The 14,750-nt window shown below is 45.1% G+C and carries 16 protein-coding genes; 1 reads left to right on the forward strand and 15 read right to left on the reverse strand.

Annotation, left to right across the window (positions count from 1 at the left end):
• Positions 1-431: 431 nt before the first annotated feature.
• From ptsG to yceD, 14 genes are all read right to left on the reverse strand, one after another.
• Positions 432-1,862, reverse strand: a complete 1,431-nt coding sequence (gene ptsG / locus Q1A70_RS05905; protein WP_299688091.1) for a PTS glucose transporter subunit IIBC — start codon at positions 1,860-1,862, stop codon at positions 432-434.
• 447 nt (positions 1,863-2,309) lie between these two features.
• A complete protein-coding gene (locus Q1A70_RS05910) occupies positions 2,310-3,074 on the reverse strand; it encodes a YchF/TatD family DNA exonuclease (protein WP_299688088.1) in 765 nt (254 codons plus the stop codon).
• Complete coding sequence (locus Q1A70_RS05915; RefSeq protein WP_299688085.1) at positions 3,065-4,030, reverse strand: DNA polymerase III subunit delta'; 966 nt, start codon at positions 4,028-4,030, stop codon at positions 3,065-3,067. Before Q1A70_RS05915 ends, Q1A70_RS05910 begins: the two co-directional genes overlap by 10 nt.
• 6 nt (positions 4,031-4,036) lie before the next feature.
• Complete coding sequence (tmk, locus tag Q1A70_RS05920) at positions 4,037-4,669, reverse strand: dTMP kinase (RefSeq protein ID WP_299688083.1); 633 nt, start codon at positions 4,667-4,669, stop codon at positions 4,037-4,039.
• Positions 4,670-4,679: 10 nt separating this feature from the next.
• On the reverse strand, positions 4,680-5,696 hold the full coding sequence (gene mltG, locus Q1A70_RS05925) for an endolytic transglycosylase MltG (protein ID WP_299688080.1): 1,017 nt from the start codon (positions 5,694-5,696) through the stop codon (positions 4,680-4,682).
• Positions 5,693-6,553, reverse strand: a complete 861-nt coding sequence (gene pabC, locus Q1A70_RS05930; RefSeq protein WP_299688077.1) for an aminodeoxychorismate lyase — start codon at positions 6,551-6,553, stop codon at positions 5,693-5,695. The genes mltG and pabC overlap by 4 nt, the downstream gene beginning before the upstream one ends.
• 104 nt (positions 6,554-6,657) lie before the next feature.
• Positions 6,658-7,902: a beta-ketoacyl-ACP synthase II gene (gene fabF / locus Q1A70_RS05935; RefSeq protein ID WP_299688074.1), complete on the reverse strand. Its 1,245-nt coding sequence runs from the start codon at positions 7,900-7,902 to the stop codon at positions 6,658-6,660.
• A gap of 93 nt (positions 7,903-7,995) precedes the next feature.
• On the reverse strand, positions 7,996-8,229 hold the full coding sequence (gene acpP, locus Q1A70_RS05940) for an acyl carrier protein (protein ID WP_004737381.1): 234 nt from the start codon (positions 8,227-8,229) through the stop codon (positions 7,996-7,998).
• A gap of 166 nt (positions 8,230-8,395) precedes the next feature.
• The gene (gene fabG / locus Q1A70_RS05945) at positions 8,396-9,130 is read right to left on the reverse strand and encodes a 3-oxoacyl-ACP reductase FabG (RefSeq protein ID WP_299688097.1); all 735 of its coding nucleotides are present in this window, start codon (positions 9,128-9,130) and stop codon (positions 8,396-8,398) included.
• Positions 9,131-9,155: 25 nt separating this feature from the next.
• Positions 9,156-10,079: an ACP S-malonyltransferase gene (gene fabD, locus Q1A70_RS05950; protein WP_299688070.1), complete on the reverse strand. Its 924-nt coding sequence runs from the start codon at positions 10,077-10,079 to the stop codon at positions 9,156-9,158.
• A 79-nt stretch (positions 10,080-10,158) separates the two neighbouring features.
• Positions 10,159-11,109: a beta-ketoacyl-ACP synthase III gene (locus Q1A70_RS05955; protein ID WP_299688067.1), complete on the reverse strand. Its 951-nt coding sequence runs from the start codon at positions 11,107-11,109 to the stop codon at positions 10,159-10,161.
• Between the two features lie 5 nt (positions 11,110-11,114).
• Positions 11,115-12,140, reverse strand: a complete 1,026-nt coding sequence (gene plsX, locus Q1A70_RS05960; protein ID WP_299688064.1) for a phosphate acyltransferase PlsX — start codon at positions 12,138-12,140, stop codon at positions 11,115-11,117.
• A 9-nt stretch (positions 12,141-12,149) separates the two neighbouring features.
• On the reverse strand, positions 12,150-12,320 hold the full coding sequence (gene rpmF, locus Q1A70_RS05965) for a 50S ribosomal protein L32 (protein ID WP_004737376.1): 171 nt from the start codon (positions 12,318-12,320) through the stop codon (positions 12,150-12,152).
• Positions 12,321-12,364: 44 nt separating this feature from the next.
• Complete coding sequence (yceD, locus tag Q1A70_RS05970) at positions 12,365-12,892, reverse strand: 23S rRNA accumulation protein YceD (RefSeq protein WP_299688060.1); 528 nt, start codon at positions 12,890-12,892, stop codon at positions 12,365-12,367.
• A gap of 149 nt (positions 12,893-13,041) precedes the next feature.
• Here yceD and Q1A70_RS05975 point away from each other — a divergent pair, with 149 nt between their 5' ends.
• Complete coding sequence (locus Q1A70_RS05975) at positions 13,042-13,623, forward strand: nucleoside triphosphate pyrophosphatase (RefSeq protein ID WP_299688057.1); 582 nt, start codon at positions 13,042-13,044, stop codon at positions 13,621-13,623.
• Positions 13,624-13,780: 157 nt separating this feature from the next.
• On the opposite strand, the gene rluC is transcribed toward Q1A70_RS05975, so the two are convergent.
• Complete coding sequence (rluC, locus tag Q1A70_RS05980) at positions 13,781-14,725, reverse strand: 23S rRNA pseudouridine(955/2504/2580) synthase RluC (RefSeq protein WP_299688054.1); 945 nt, start codon at positions 14,723-14,725, stop codon at positions 13,781-13,783.
• Positions 14,726-14,750 lie beyond the last annotated feature (25 nt).

A 14,750-nucleotide genomic window follows, 5' to 3' on the forward strand; every position in this document is an offset into this window, starting at 1 on the left:
CCTTCCTTTGAGTTGTACTTCCTCAAAGTACTATGCCTTCTGCTGACTTCTTATAATCCATCACACAACATCGCTGCAGTATTAGTCTCGACTGAGACAGTTCATAAGATCTCCCGAGGTAAGACGTTGCTCTTTCCCTTGGTCGTGCCTGATTTACCTATATACACTTCCCGTCGAGGCATTGGGCCATTCTATCTATCGCTAGGTTACCCAAGTTATATAGGCCTACTATCAGATTTCTGTTCGTCACCACCAAGTTTTGTCATTTGCTCCCTTCAGATTTCACCTCACGGTGAACACCCTTGCATAGACTAACGGTTCTCGCTCGACTGAGCCCGTAGAGGACTTTCACCTCCTAGATCAACGCCATGCTCGGCGCACAAACAAAAAAGGAAACCTTGCGGCTTCCTTTCATTAATTGAATCAGTGAATTAACCGTTGTTACGGATCCACTCATCCATGTCTGTTTTCAGGTTATCAGACTTAGTACCGAAGATAGCTTGTACGCCACCGGCAACGACAACGACACCTGCAGCGCCTAGTTTCTTCAGCTTGTCTTGGTCAACCACTTCAGTATCAGCAACCGCAACACGTAGGCGAGTGATACAAGCATCAAGACCCGTGATGTTAGCTTTTCCGCCGAACGCAGCGACTAGTTCACCCGCAAGTTCAGTACCTGTAGCCACTGACTGCTCTTCAGAATCGTCTTCACGGCCCGGCGTTTTAAGATCGAGCGCTTTAATCACAGTGCGGAATACGATGTAGTAAAGTGCAGCGTAACCCATACCGCATACCACCATTAGGCCCATCTTAGACGCGTTGCCAGATAGAACTAGGAAGTCGATAAGACCGTGTGAGAAAGATGTACCGTGCACAAAACCTAATGTGTTCGCAAGAACGTAAGCAGAACCCGCTAGTAGCGCGTGGATTGCGTACAGTACAGGAGCAACGAATAGGAATGAGAATTCGATTGGCTCTGTAATACCAGTTAGGAATGACGTCAGTGCAGCCGATGCCATGATACCCATAACTTTCGCGCGGTTTTCAGGCTTAGCAGCGTGGGCCATAGCGATAGCAGCCGCTGGAAGACCGAACATCTTGAACATGTAACCACCCGCAAGCTGACCGAAGCCGTTGCCCGCAGCACGAGATGCGTCATCCGCCACTAGGTAACAAGTAAGAACACCATTTTGTGTTTCACCCGCCGCGTTAACACAAGTACCCGCTTCGAAGAAGAAAGGTACGTTCCAAACGTGGTGAAGACCGAATGGGATAAGTGAACGCTCGATGACGCCGTAGATACCAAACGCCACTTGTGGGTTTTGGTGAGCAGCCCAATCAGAGAATGCAGAGATAGCGCCGCCAACTGGTGGCCATACTACAGATAGTAGGATTGCAAGACCAATCGCAGAGAAACCTGTGATGATTGGCACTGCACGCTTACCAGCGAAGAAGCCAAGGTACTCAGGAAGTTGAATACGGAAGAAGCGGTTAAATGCCCAAGCCGCAACAGCACCGACTAAAATACCACCGAGAACACCCGTATCGATGCTCTCAACACCCATCACACCCGCCATTACGCTTAGCGTCGCAGTCATAATGCCGTAACCAACGATAGCCGCTAGACCCGCAACACCGTCGTTATTTGTAAAGCCAAGTGCAACACCTACCGCAAACAGCAACGCCATTTGACCGAAGACTGAACCACCTGCTTGCTCCATTAGATTGGAAACGATTTCTGGAATGAAAGGAAGATTCGCTGCACCGACACCTAGCAAAATACCCGCAACCGGTAAAACTGATACTGGAAGCATCAGAGACTTACCAACTTTCTGCAGACTAGCAAAAAGGTTCTTAAACATATTTATGCTCCTGATAAAAATAAATAATTATGTAGGTTCTAACGGCACACCCCCGTAGCCTATATGTTAGCACCCAATGAAAATGTAACCATGTGTTGCATTATATTTTCTGCCGCTAAATATATATTGATGGAGAACTAACTTTCTAGTCACTTACGATATTTAGTTTCAAAACACGTCTTGGATCACATGGAAAAACAGAGAAATGTAATGCTTTTCATTGATGTAATCTGTTGAAAAATAAGGTAATTTAAGTGCAACCTTATTATTTCACGAGATAAATAAAATAGAGATTGATGTTATTTTTAGTAACAAAATTACAAATCTTGTATATGATGCTCTCAAGTTCAACATAATTAGTAAACATTAAAAAAAGCCCAACTTTAGGTGATCAAAAACACAAAAAGGGAGCTTTCGCTCCCTTTTATTTGCTCATCTAACTTTCTATCACAAAAAAAGTCTCTGATAGTTTTTGGTTGTTTGTTCAGCAACCTCTTTCATCGATAAACCTTTCAATTGAGCAATATAGGCTGCAACCTCCACAACATAAGCTGGCTGGTTCTGTTTGCCACGGTAGGGAATAGGTGCCAAGTAGGGTGAATCCGTCTCAATCAATAATCGATCTAGAGGTAAACTCTTTACCACTTCTTTCAGTTCTGTGGCCTGTTTGAAGGTCACAATACCCGAAATTGAGATATAAAAACCCAATTCCATTGCGGCTTCAGCAAACGCCTGATCTTCGGTAAAACAGTGGATCACACCACCACACTTGTCCGCTCCACCATCACGTAAAATAGCCAGTGTATCTTCACGCGCATTACGAGTGTGAATGATCAAAGGCTTGTTTAACTCAACGGCTAACTCAACGTGCTGCTTAAATCTCAGCTGTTGTAGCTCTGCCGTCTCTGGTTGGTAGTGATAATCTAAGCCGGTCTCACCAATCGCTACTACCTTAGGGTTGCTCGCGTAATCACGCATTCTTTCTAAACAGAAATCGCTCTCTACATCAAGAGGATGAACACCACAAGAAGCGTTAACGTTATCAAACGGCGAGATCATCTCGAGCATATTTTCAAACGAATCTAATGTGACCCCAACAGAAAGCAGCTGGTCTACGTTGGCAGCCTTTGCCTTGTTAACCACATCTTCTACGCTGGTGTGTAAGTCTTGGTAATCCAGTTTGTCTAAATGACAGTGGGAATCTACGAACATGTTTCCTCGCAAGTGGCTATCAGCCAATTCATTATGAGTAGCTCGGTATTGAGCCCAGGGTGTTGTTTTAACTGCTCAATCAAGATAAGCAGTTTATTCGATGCGCCATAAGCGCTTTGATAAGACATCACCTCAACCAGTGTCTTTGCACTCGGAGTCATCGCTTGATTCTCCAAACCAAAATGCAGCTTCTGCACATCTGACAATAAATGCCAAAGCCAGCCAAGTTGAATCAAAGGGTCTTGACTAAGTTCTGCAGAGAACTTTAGCATGTTCACTTGCTCCCCTTTGATGATAGTCACAAAGCCATCTAACGCTTTGCTTGAGGCTTCGACGCCACCTTGCTCATACATCGCTTTGGCTTTCAGAGGCGCGTTATCATTGAGTGCCAAAATATACTGAGGAACGGCTTTGCCCACTTCCCCATCTAACCACGCCGATCCAACCTCCAATTGTGGACTCACCACATTGAATTGTTGGCAACGGCTAATAATAGTCGGCATTAAGCGATTACTGTTACGAGTAGACAGAATGAAGATGCACTTGCTTGATGGCTCTTCCAGAGTTTTCAGCAATGCATTAGAAGCTGATTCGTTCATCGCCTCTGCAGGATTAAGCAAGATAACGCGCAAACCACCTAACTGAGAAGATTCTTGCGCCCAGCGGTTACTGGCGCGTACTTGATCAACCGAGATCGATTTACCTTCTTTCTCCGGTGAAATAACATGAAAATCGGGGTGACTACCCGACTTCATTAATTCACAGCTGTGGCAAAACCCACACGACTCGCTTTCATAATTGGTGCACATTAATGCTTCGGTGAGTTGGCGGATCAATACATCAACGCCAAGCCCTTGTGGGGCATTAACAATAACAGAGTTAGGAAAGCGCTCAGCATCGAGACTTTTTTTCCACTCACTCCATACTGGCGTGAGCCAAGAATACACTTCAGCCATGTCTACCTACTGTTCGTCGAGCCAAGCACTGAGCGCGGCTTTGATATCAGCGGCCACTTGCTCAATCTCTTGCTGCGCATTAATCACCAATACAGATTCATCTTGCTCGGCAATCTCTAGGTAACGCTCACGCGTGCGGTCGAAAAATGAGATGTCCATCTTTTCAATTCTATCAAGCTCACCACGACCTCTAGCGCGCTCTAGCCCTACTCTAGGGTCTAGGTCTAAATAGAGCGTTAGATCGGGCCTAAAGCCGCCTAGCGTGGTGGCTTTTAATGATTCCATCGTAGTACGAGCGATCTGACGCCCGCCGCCTTGATAAGCCTGAGAAGACATATCATGGCGATCACCCAATACCCATTGACCACTGTCGAGTGCGGGCTTGATAACGTTCTCAACTAACTGAACACGTGCCGCGTACATCAGCAGCAGTTCCGTCATATCTTGAAGCTTCTCACCTTCGTGCTCTTCTTTTATTAAAGAACGCATCTTCTCAGCTAAGACTGTACCACCCGGCTCGCGAGTATTAACGATATCTTTAACGCCAGCGGTTTTTAATGTCTCGACGATGGCACTGATTGCTGTACTTTTTCCAGCACCTTCAAGGCCTTCAACTACGATAAACTTTGACTGATTCATAATGATTTCTTTATTTGTTTTTTCTTAATTGCTTTAAGTAAGCGCGCACAGCACGGTTATGGTCAGCCAAATTCTTTGAGAATACGTGACCGCCCGTACCGCTCGCCACAAAATACAGGTAGTTACTGCTCTCTGGGTTCAAGGCTGCATTAATCGACGCCTTACCCGCCATAGCAATAGGTGTTGGCGGTAGACCACTTATCGTATAGGTGTTGTAAGGTGTAGGTGTACGTAAGTCTTTCTTACGGATATTGCCGTCATAACTGTCACCCATACCATAGATAACCGTAGGATCAGTTTGCAGACGCATGCGCTTATTCAAGCGATTAATAAACACCGATGATACACGCTCACGCTCTGAAGCTACGGCGGTTTCTTTCTCAATGATAGAAGCAAGAATCAACGCTTCATAAGGCGATTTAAGCGGCAGATTTTCGGCTCTGTTTTGCCACTCTTGATTCACTACTTCCATCAGATTGTTGTGCGCACGCTTCAACAGCTCCAAATCGGTAGTGCCGTAAGTGTAATGATATGTTTCCGCTAAGAACAATCCTTCTAGCTTTTCATGATCGATACCCAGCTTTTGAGCTATCTCTTGTTCAGAGATACCCTCTAGTGTCTGCTGAATGAATTCGCTCTCTTTAAGCTGAACCAACCACTCATCAAAGCGACTGCCCTCAACAAAGGTAATCGTAAACTGGTGTTCTTTACCTTCTACTATCACTTGCAGCGTCTGCGCTAAGGTCAAGCCCGGCTCAAGCAAAAATGTGCCTGCTTTTACGTCTACCAGCTCAGGGTGTAACTTACGAATTAATTTCTCATAAGGCGATGCCTCAAATAACCCCTCTTTAGTTAACTGTGCGAGAACACGGTTAAAGCTGCTACCAGACGCAACCGTCACGACCTGGGGTTTTTCTAACTGAATAACTTGTTTCAGGTTGTCTTGCGCTTGGTTATAAACATAAAAACCAGCAGCAGCGGCTGCGATTAGGCACAAGATAATAAAAATAAATAACTTTTTGATCACGAGTTTAATTGTCCTTGAAGGCTACGAGTAACGGATCCAATGGTGAATTGGCTATCACAAATGCGGGTAACTGGGGCAACCCCCAAAATAGAATTAGTTATGAAAATCTCATCAGCTAGCATGAGCTGAGGTAGGCTGTAATCGCTAATTGTAACGGAAAGCTCAGCTTGATTCAGCGCGGTTAACACTTGCTTACGCATAACCCCCACTACACCACTTTTAGTGAGTTGGGGGGTGTATATCGTATGACCTTTACGCCAAAACAGATTAGCCATGGTGGTTTCAATCACATTGCCTGAGATATCAAGCACCACACCATCCACTTCATTAGCTTGATCCATTTCATCTTTCATCAAGATTTGTTCAAGGCGATTATTGTGCTTATGGCCAGCAAGCAATGGGTTCAAACCTAAAGCTTGTTGGCAGACACCAAGTTCAACACCAGAATCTTGCCACGCTGAATAATGGCTCGGAAAAGCAAACGTACTGATGATGACCGTAGGTTTAGCTATATTCTTGGCGCTATAACCTCTGCCACCAGAACCGCGACTAACGTGCAGCTTTATCCCAGCTTTTTGATCATGAGGCTTGTTTGTCTTATGCAGGCTCTTTGTCCCTTGAAGCTCGCTATCTTGGATATGTTGAAGTGCATTATCGAGCCAAACCCTAACCACGTCCCAATCAAGAGCAGTAATGCGTAGCGCTTTGAGGCATTCATCGACGCGGTGCTGATGATCGCGAAAATGTTGTATCTGCCCACCTTGAACAAGCATGGTGGTAAAACACCCATCCCCATACTGAAACGAACGATCCAAGATATCGACCGTTTGCTGGCTTTCACCATCAACCCAAAACATGTTTTTCCCCATAAAAAGAAACGGCTCAATGCTAAAGCATCAAGCCGTTTAAAAACAAGTCTAATTGTGACTATCTACGAGTGTTTACATCTTTAATAAAAAGATTAAATCTTTTTGAAGATCAAACAGCCGTTTGTACCACCGAAACCGAATGAGTTACATGCAGCATATTCCATGTTGCTAACTTCACGCGCAGTGTGAGGTACTAAGTCAATATCTAAGCCCTCTTCAGGATCATCTAGGTTGATTGTTGGTGGAACAATTTGGTCAACCAGAGACATAGCCGTGATGATAGCTTCAGCAGAACCTGCTGCACCTAGAAGGTGGCCTGTCATTGATTTGGTAGAAGAAACCAATACTTGCTTGCTGCCTGCTTCGCCAAGAGCACGCTTGATGCCCTTAACTTCCGCTACGTCACCTGCAGGAGTCGACGTACCATGTGCGTTTACATAACCAATTTGTTCACCAGTCACGCCCGCATCACGCATAGCCGCTTCCATTGCTAGTGCGCCACCTGAGCCATCTTCACTTGGAGATGTCATGTGGTAAGCATCACCCGACATACCGAAGCCAACGAGCTCACAGTAAATCTTAGCGCCACGAGCTTTTGCATGTTCGTACTCTTCAAGAACCATCATGCCTGCACCGTCACCAAGAACGAAGCCATCACGGCCTTTATCCCATGGACGAGACGCTTTTTGAGGCTCATCATTACGAGTAGACAGCGCTTTAGCCGCACCAAAACCGCCCATACCTAGTGGCGTTGATGCTTTTTCAGCACCACCCGCTAGCATTGCATCAGCATCACCGTAGGCAATCATACGAGCTGCGTGACCAATGTTATGTAGGCCAGTCGTACATGCAGTAGAAATCGCGATGTTTGGACCACGTAGACCACGCATGATAGACATGTGACCAGCAATCATATTTACGATTGTCGACGGAACGAAAAACGGGCTTATTTTACGAGGGCCTTTTTCAGTGAGAGCTTGGTGACCGGCTTCGATCAAACCAAGACCACCAATACCAGAACCGATAGCAACGCCTACACGTGAGGCGTTTTCTTCAGTAATAGTTAGGGCTGAATCATCTAAAGCTTGAATACCTGCTGCGACGCCGTATTGGATGAACAAGTCCATCTTACGGGCATCTTTTTTAGTCATATACTCTTCGCAGTTAAAGTCTTTAATTAGACCTGCAAAACGAGTTGAGAAATTGGTTGCATCAAAATGATCGATATTCACGATACCACTTTGACCAGCTAGCAGGGCTTTCCAAGAAGATTCTACAGTGTTGCCTACCGGTGACAACATACCCATGCCAGTGACAACTACACGACGCTTGGACACGATTTTACACTCCGGGGATTGAGGTGATTTAAGATGAGGATAGATGAGTTAGATAAAACTCAGGCGGTCGAGGTGACCGCCTGGGAGAGATTATTACTGAGCGCTAGTTACGTAATCGATAGCTGCTTGAACAGTAGTAATTTTCTCAGCTTCTTCATCTGGGATTTCAGTGTCAAATTCTTCTTCTAGAGCCATTACTAGCTCTACTGTATCTAGAGAATCTGCACCTAGGTCATCAACGAAAGAAGCTTCGTTTTTAACTTCAGCTTCGTCTACACCTAGCTGTTCAACAATGATTTTCTTTACGCGTTCTTCGAGGTTGCTCATTTTTTCTTTTCCTTTACAGAGTTCGCTTTATGCGATGTTTTCCGTAGTTTATTCAATCTATTGAAAGTTGCAAGGTCAACTTTTCTGGTCAAACCACAATTTTCACGATTTTAACCGAAATTACGTATGAACTTGACTTAAATCATGCACAAATGTTGCACACAATTTAAACCATGTACATACCACCATTGACGTGAAGTGTTTCACCTGTGATATAAGCTGCCGCAGGTGATGCCAAAAATACCACAGCTTCAGCGATTTCGCGAGGGTCACCGAGTCGACCTGCTGGTACATTCGCCAAAGTTGCTGCACGTTGGTCATCATTTAGCGCTTTCGTCATATCAGTTTCGATGAAACCAGGCGCAACAGTGTTCACTGTAACACCACGAGACGCCACTTCACGAGCCATTGATTTGGTAAAGCCAATAACACCTGCTTTTGCTGCTGCGTAGTTCGCTTGACCAGCATTACCCATAGTACCAACAACAGAACCAACGTTTACGATGCGGCCTTGACGCTTCTTCATCATGCCACGCAATACTGCTTTAGACATGCGGAAGATAGGCGTTAGGTTCGTATCGATGATGTCATTCCATTCATCGTCTTTCATGCGCATAAGCAGGTTATCACGAGTGATACCAGCGTTGTTCACTAGAATGTCAATTGCACCGAATTCATCGTTGATGGTTTTCAGTGTCGCAGCAATTGAGTCAGTGTCTGTGACATTAAGAGCAAGACCTTTACCGTTATCACCAAGGTACTCACTAATTGCAGCAGCACCGCCTTCTGACGTAGCAGTACCGATAACTTTAGCGCCACGCTCAACCAACAGCTCAGCGATTGCACGACCAATACCACGGCTTGCACCTGTTACCAGTGCAACTTTGCCTTCTAAATTCATCATAACTTCTCTATTAAATGGTTATTTACTTAGCTGCGTCTAGTGATGCAGTGTCATTAACTGCAGCCGCTGTCATAGTTTTCACAATGCGTTTTGTTAGACCAGTAAGAACTTTTCCCGGGCCTAGTTCAAGTAGTTTTTCAACGCCTTGCTCATTCATAGCTTGTACACCTTCCGTCCAACGAACTGGGCTGTATAGCTGACGAACAAGGGCGTCTTTAATTTTTGCCGGATCTGTTTCAGCAATAACATCTACGTTATTGATAACAGGCAGTGCCGGTGTGTTGAACTCTAGAGCTTCTAGAGCCACTGCTAGCTTGTCTGCTGCTGGCTTCATCAGTGCACAGTGAGACGGCACAGAAACCGGTAACGGAAGTGCACGCTTCGCGCCAGCTTCTTTACATAGAACACCAGCACGCTCTACTGCCGCTTTGTTACCCGCGATAACAACTTGACCTGGAGAGTTAAAGTTAACTGGAGACACAACTTCGTCTTGCGCAGCTTCTTCACACGCTTTAGCAATCGCTTCATCGTCTAGACCGATGATTGCGTACATTGCGCCAATGCCTGCAGGAACTGCTTCTTGCATCAATTGACCACGTAGTTCAACCAGCTTGATCGCTTCTTTAAAGTCGATAACGCCCGCACATACGAGTGCAGAGTATTCACCTAGGCTGTGACCTGCTAGATTTACAGGTTGCTCTAGGCCAAGCTCTTGCCATACACGCCAAATGGCAACAGACGCTGTTAATAGAGCCGGTTGAGTACGAAAAGTTTCATTTAGATTTTCTACTGGACCATCTTGAACCAATGCCCATAGATCGTAACCAAGTGCTTCTGAAGCTTCAGCAAATGTCTGTTTTACGACATCATACTGTGCGCCTAGGTCAGCAAGCATACCGATAGCTTGAGAACCTTGGCCTGGGAATACGATAGCAAATTTGCTCATTGTAATTATCCTTTAAGCAAAGCAAAAATTGAATAAGGCACATAAGTTATGTGCCTTGTTGGTTGGTTGTCGCTTGAGGTTAGAATTTAACTAACGCAGAACCCCAAGTGAAGCCGCCGCCAAATGCTTCAAGTAACAGCGTTTGGCCGCGTTTAATTCTTCCATCACGAACAGCTTCATCAAGGGCTGTTGGGACAGTAGCTGCCGACGTATTACCGTGCTTATCAAGGGTGATCACCACTTGATCAAGTGACATCGTCAACTTTTTAGCGGTTGCTGAGATAATACGGTAGTTGGCTTGGTGTGGGACTAACCAATCAAGCTCTGACTTATCCATATTGTTCGCCGCTAATGTGTCTTTAACCAGCTTAGAAAGCTGAGTGACCGCCACTTTAAAGACTTCATTGCCAGCCATATGCAGCCATTTGTCGACATCGCCGCCACGCTCTGGCACTTCTAAACTAAGAAGCTCACCGAATTTGCCGTCAGAGTAAATGTGTGTCGATAAAATGCCGGGCTCTTCGCTTGCGCCTACTACCACCGCACCTGCGGCATCACCAAATAAAATGATCGTAGAGCGGTCTGTTGGGTCACAGGCTTTTGACAATGCATCAGCACCAATAACCAAGACATTCTTGCACATGCCTGATTTAATATGTTGATCAGCAACAGATAATGCATAGACAAAGCCAGAGCACGCTGCAGCTAAGTCAAACGCAGGGCAACCTTTGATACCAAGCTTACCTTGTACCTGACAGGCTGAAGACGGGAAGGTATGGCTACTACTGGTGGTCGCAACAATAATTAAATCAATCTCTTCTTTGTCGATACCTGCCATTTCGATGGCATTTTCAGCAGCGTAAAACGCCATATCGGCAACGGTTTCATTTTCCGCTGAAATACGACGCTCTTTAATACCTGTTCTAGCAACGATCCACTCATCGCTAGTCTCTACCATTTTCTCTAAGTCTGCGTTTGTACGCACCTGAGATGGCAAGTAGCTGCCAGTACCTAATATTTTGCTATACATGAAGACTAATAATGCCTCTCGAGTAAAACCGCTTCCAAACGATCGCTAATGCGGCTGGGGACTTGTCGTTTGACCTCGTGTACTGCTTCACCAATCGCGTTGACGACTGCTGATACATCAGCACTTCCATGACTTTTAATGACAATGCCGCGTAATCCTAACAAACTTGCGCCGTTATACTGGTCGGGGTTCAAGGTTTTTAATTCAGTAAATAACTCAGAAAACAACATTCTGGCTATCCAACCCTTTATTGTTGACGCCATCATGCGTGTTTTTAGCTTATCAATAAAGAGCTGAGCGGTACCTTCGCACGTTTTTAAGCATACATTGCCGACAAAACCATCACATACGACGACATCAGCCGCATCTTGCAGGAGTTGATTACCTTCGATATAGCCGATGAAATTCACAGATTGAGTATTCGACAACATTTCAGCGCATCGTTTTACAAGGTCGTTACCTTTAATTTCTTCGGCACCGATATTCAAAATAGCAACACGTGGGGTTCGGCCTAAGTGCTGTTCGGCTAATGCACTGCCCATCACGGCAAACTGAAAAAGAGAATCTGCATCACTAGACACGTTGGCGCCCAAATCAAGCATCCACGTACGATTACCAGAGGCCGTCGGTAAGGCTGAGACCAAGGCGGGTCTATCAATACCAGGGAGAAGCTTGAGTCGGAAACGGGATAATGCCATCAGTGCGCCGGTGTTGCCGCCACTGACACAAGCATCAGCCTGTGATTCAGCAACCAGATCGATAGCAGCACGCATAGAACTGCCCTGACTGTTACGTAAGGCTAGTGAAGGTTTTTCAGAATTGGTGATAACTCGATCACTATGCTGGATACTCAAACGAGAATCAGGCATCCGACCTAATGAAGATAATTGAGATGTGATCGCGTTTCGATCACCTATGAGAATGACTTTTAGCTCTGGGAAATACGACAGTGCCTGCACGGCGGCAGGCACTGTTACACGAGGACCGAAGTCTCCGCCCATTGCATCAAGCGCAACGGTTAGATTTTGCAAAGGTCAACCTTACTTGTTGATAACCTTTTTGCCACGGTAGAAACCTTCGGCAGTCACATTGTGACGTAGGTGAGTTTCACCTGAAGTTGCGTCTACAGAAAGTGCAGCTGTAGTTAGCGCATCGTGTGAACGACGCATGCCACGCATTGAACGTGATTTCTTGCTCTTTTGTACGGCCATTGACCCTACTCCTATGTAAATTCTTAAAGATGCTGACGAATAAGTTAGCGCTTTAAGTTTTTTAAAACATCAAATGGATTCGGCTTTTTGTCTTCCCCAATTTCTTCAGGAAGTTCACCAAACACCAAGTTATTTGAGTTAACGCTACATTGCGCATCGTCGTGCATTGCTATTTGTGGCAATCCAAGAATGAACTCGTCTTCAACTAATTGAATCAGGTCTAACTCACCGTACTCGTTCAGATCTACCAAATCGTACTCTTCCGGTGCTTCCTCTTCACTTTTCTCGCTGTAAACAGGAGTATAAGTAAATTGGACATCGCACTCATGTGCGAAAACCTCATTACAACGTTGACACTCTAAATCGACTTCGACGTTAGCTTTACCAGAGATAACGACTAATCGTTGTTCATCAAGCCCAAATGACATTGAGACTTGCGCGTCACGTTTTACGCCTTCAGTTGCTTCGGTTAAACGCTTTAAAAGACTGACTTGAATGATACCATTCATATCGAGTCGTTTTTGAGCCGTTCTTGCCGGATCAACTGTACGCGGTATTTTTTCCTTTTGCATAGGGCGCGAATCTTATCTTCCAAATCATGTTTAGTCAAAGGAAATGGCAAAAAAAATGTACTTTCCTGCGTTTCCTGTTCAGAGCATTATGAATAGCAGGATAAGTTACGTTACCCTGAACTAAATGCTTACACGAATTGTAAATTAAAATGAGAAATTACCAACTAGTTTTAGCTTCTACATCACCATTTAGGCAAGAGATCCTCCAAAAACTCCAGTTAGAGTTTGTCACGGCTAAGCCGGATTGCGATGAAACGCCGCTTTCAGAAGAGACACCTCAACAGCTAGTGATGCGCCTTGCCGAAACAAAAGCCAAGTCTTGCGCGGTTGAAAAACCAAGCTTAGTGATCGGCTCTGATCAAGTGTGCGTCATTGACGGGGAAATCATTGGTAAGCCACATACTCGTGAAAAAGCGATTGAGCAGTTATCTCGCCAAAGCGGTAAGAGCATCACTTTTTATACAGGGATAACCGTATGGAACAGCGAAACCAATAAAGCCGATACTCGTTTAGATACCTTCGTCGTGCATTTTCGCGATTTAACTGAGCAACAGATCATTTCTTATGTTGAGAAAGAACAGCCTTATTACTGCGCCGGCAGTTTTATGTGTGAAGGATTAGGTATTGCGTTATTTAAGCAAATGGAAGGTAAAGACCCAAATACGTTGATCGGCTTACCTCTGATCGATCTGGTCGATATGTTAGAAGCGCAAGGAATGAGCGTACTATAACGGATACTCTCTCTTTGTTGAGGAGGATTTGCTTAGAATGACTAGGCGACTTCCCCCTCGCTGCGATAAAAACAAAAAAGGTTGACGATATTCGTCAACCTTTCCATTTGACACGTCTGATGCTCAATTCACGAAAAATTAATGATCTCGTATCTTGTTAAAGCTTACGTAAACCAGTTAAGGCTTTCTCTAGTCGTCTTTCCATTGGCGCTGAGATATCCATCTTCTCTTCAGTGCCTGGGTGGGTGAACTTGATGTTGGCTGCATGTAGGAACAGACGATCAAGACCAACCTTGCCCGTGTAAGCATCAAAACGACGATCACCGTAGCGGTCATCCCAAGCAATAGGGTGACCCGTATACTGAGTATGCACACGTATTTGGTGGGTACGACCTGTAATTGGACTTGCTTGAACCAATGTCGCCTCTTGGAATTTCTCTAAAACCTTAAAACGCGTCTCAGAGGCCTTACCATTCGGGTTGACGCGAACAATGCTATTCACTTCATTTTTCAACAAAGGTGCATTTACGACTTTGCAGCTGCTCTTCCATTCGCCCATCACTAACGCGAAGTAGTATTTTTGAACCGTTTTTTCACGGAACTGCGCTTGAAGGTGTCTTAGCGCTGAGCGCTTCTTAGCAACAAGCAAAATACCAGACGTATCTCTATCGATACGGTGCACTAATTCAAGAAAACGCGCGTCAGGTCGAAGGGCGCGTAATGCTTCAATCGCGCCAAACTTTAACCCACTACCACCATGAACGGCAGTGCCAGACGGTTTATTAAGAATAAGCATGTGATCATCTTCATAAATGATGCACTGCTCTAGCTCCGAAACCTTGTTGAGTTTCGTGCTTGGCACGTTATCTTCAACTTTTTCTTCAATCGTGACTGGCGGGATACGAACTAAATCGCCTGCTTTTAGTTTGTATTCTGCCTTGATGCGTTTTTTGTTTACGCGGACTTCGCCTTTACGCACAATTCGGTAAATCATGCTTTTCGGGATATTTTTTAATTGGTTGCGTAAAAAGTTATCAATACGCTGACCAGCCATATCTTCGTCAATGTCGACAAATTGGACTTGGGTTCTTATTTCGCTCATCCGACTATTGTATCACTGTCACTTT

The sequence above is a fragment of the uncultured Vibrio sp. genome, assembly GCF_947488985.1.
GTDB lineage: Bacteria > Pseudomonadota > Gammaproteobacteria > Enterobacterales > Vibrionaceae > Vibrio.

Excerpts from the sequence above, each read along its gene's own strand:
- tmk (WP_299688083.1), bottom strand. The coding sequence starts at position 4,669 with ATGAATCAGTCAAAGTTTATCGTAGTTGAAGGCCTTGAAGGTGCTGGA.
- fabG (WP_299688097.1), bottom strand. The coding sequence starts at position 9,130 with ATGAATTTAGAAGGCAAAGTTGCACTGGTAACAGGTGCAAGCCGTGGT.
- rpmF (WP_004737376.1), bottom strand. The coding sequence starts at position 12,320 with ATGGCCGTACAAAAGAGCAAGAAATCACGTTCAATGCGTGGCATGCGT.
- fabD (WP_299688070.1), bottom strand. The coding sequence starts at position 10,079 with ATGAGCAAATTTGCTATCGTATTCCCAGGCCAAGGTTCTCAAGCTATC.
- Q1A70_RS05975 (WP_299688057.1), top strand. The coding sequence starts at position 13,042 with ATGAGAAATTACCAACTAGTTTTAGCTTCTACATCACCATTTAGGCAA.
- Q1A70_RS05910 (WP_299688088.1), bottom strand. The coding sequence starts at position 3,074 with ATGTTCGTAGATTCCCACTGTCATTTAGACAAACTGGATTACCAAGAC.
- pabC (WP_299688077.1), bottom strand. The coding sequence starts at position 6,553 with ATGTTTTGGGTTGATGGTGAAAGCCAGCAAACGGTCGATATCTTGGAT.
- yceD (WP_299688060.1), bottom strand. The coding sequence starts at position 12,892 with ATGCAAAAGGAAAAAATACCGCGTACAGTTGATCCGGCAAGAACGGCT.
- rluC (WP_299688054.1), bottom strand. The coding sequence starts at position 14,725 with ATGAGCGAAATAAGAACCCAAGTCCAATTTGTCGACATTGACGAAGAT.
- Q1A70_RS05915 (WP_299688085.1), bottom strand. The coding sequence starts at position 4,030 with ATGGCTGAAGTGTATTCTTGGCTCACGCCAGTATGGAGTGAGTGGAAA.
- Q1A70_RS05955 (WP_299688067.1), bottom strand. The coding sequence starts at position 11,109 with ATGTATAGCAAAATATTAGGTACTGGCAGCTACTTGCCATCTCAGGTG.
- acpP (WP_004737381.1), bottom strand. The coding sequence starts at position 8,229 with ATGAGCAACCTCGAAGAACGCGTAAAGAAAATCATTGTTGAACAGCTA.
- ptsG (WP_299688091.1), bottom strand. The coding sequence starts at position 1,862 with ATGTTTAAGAACCTTTTTGCTAGTCTGCAGAAAGTTGGTAAGTCTCTG.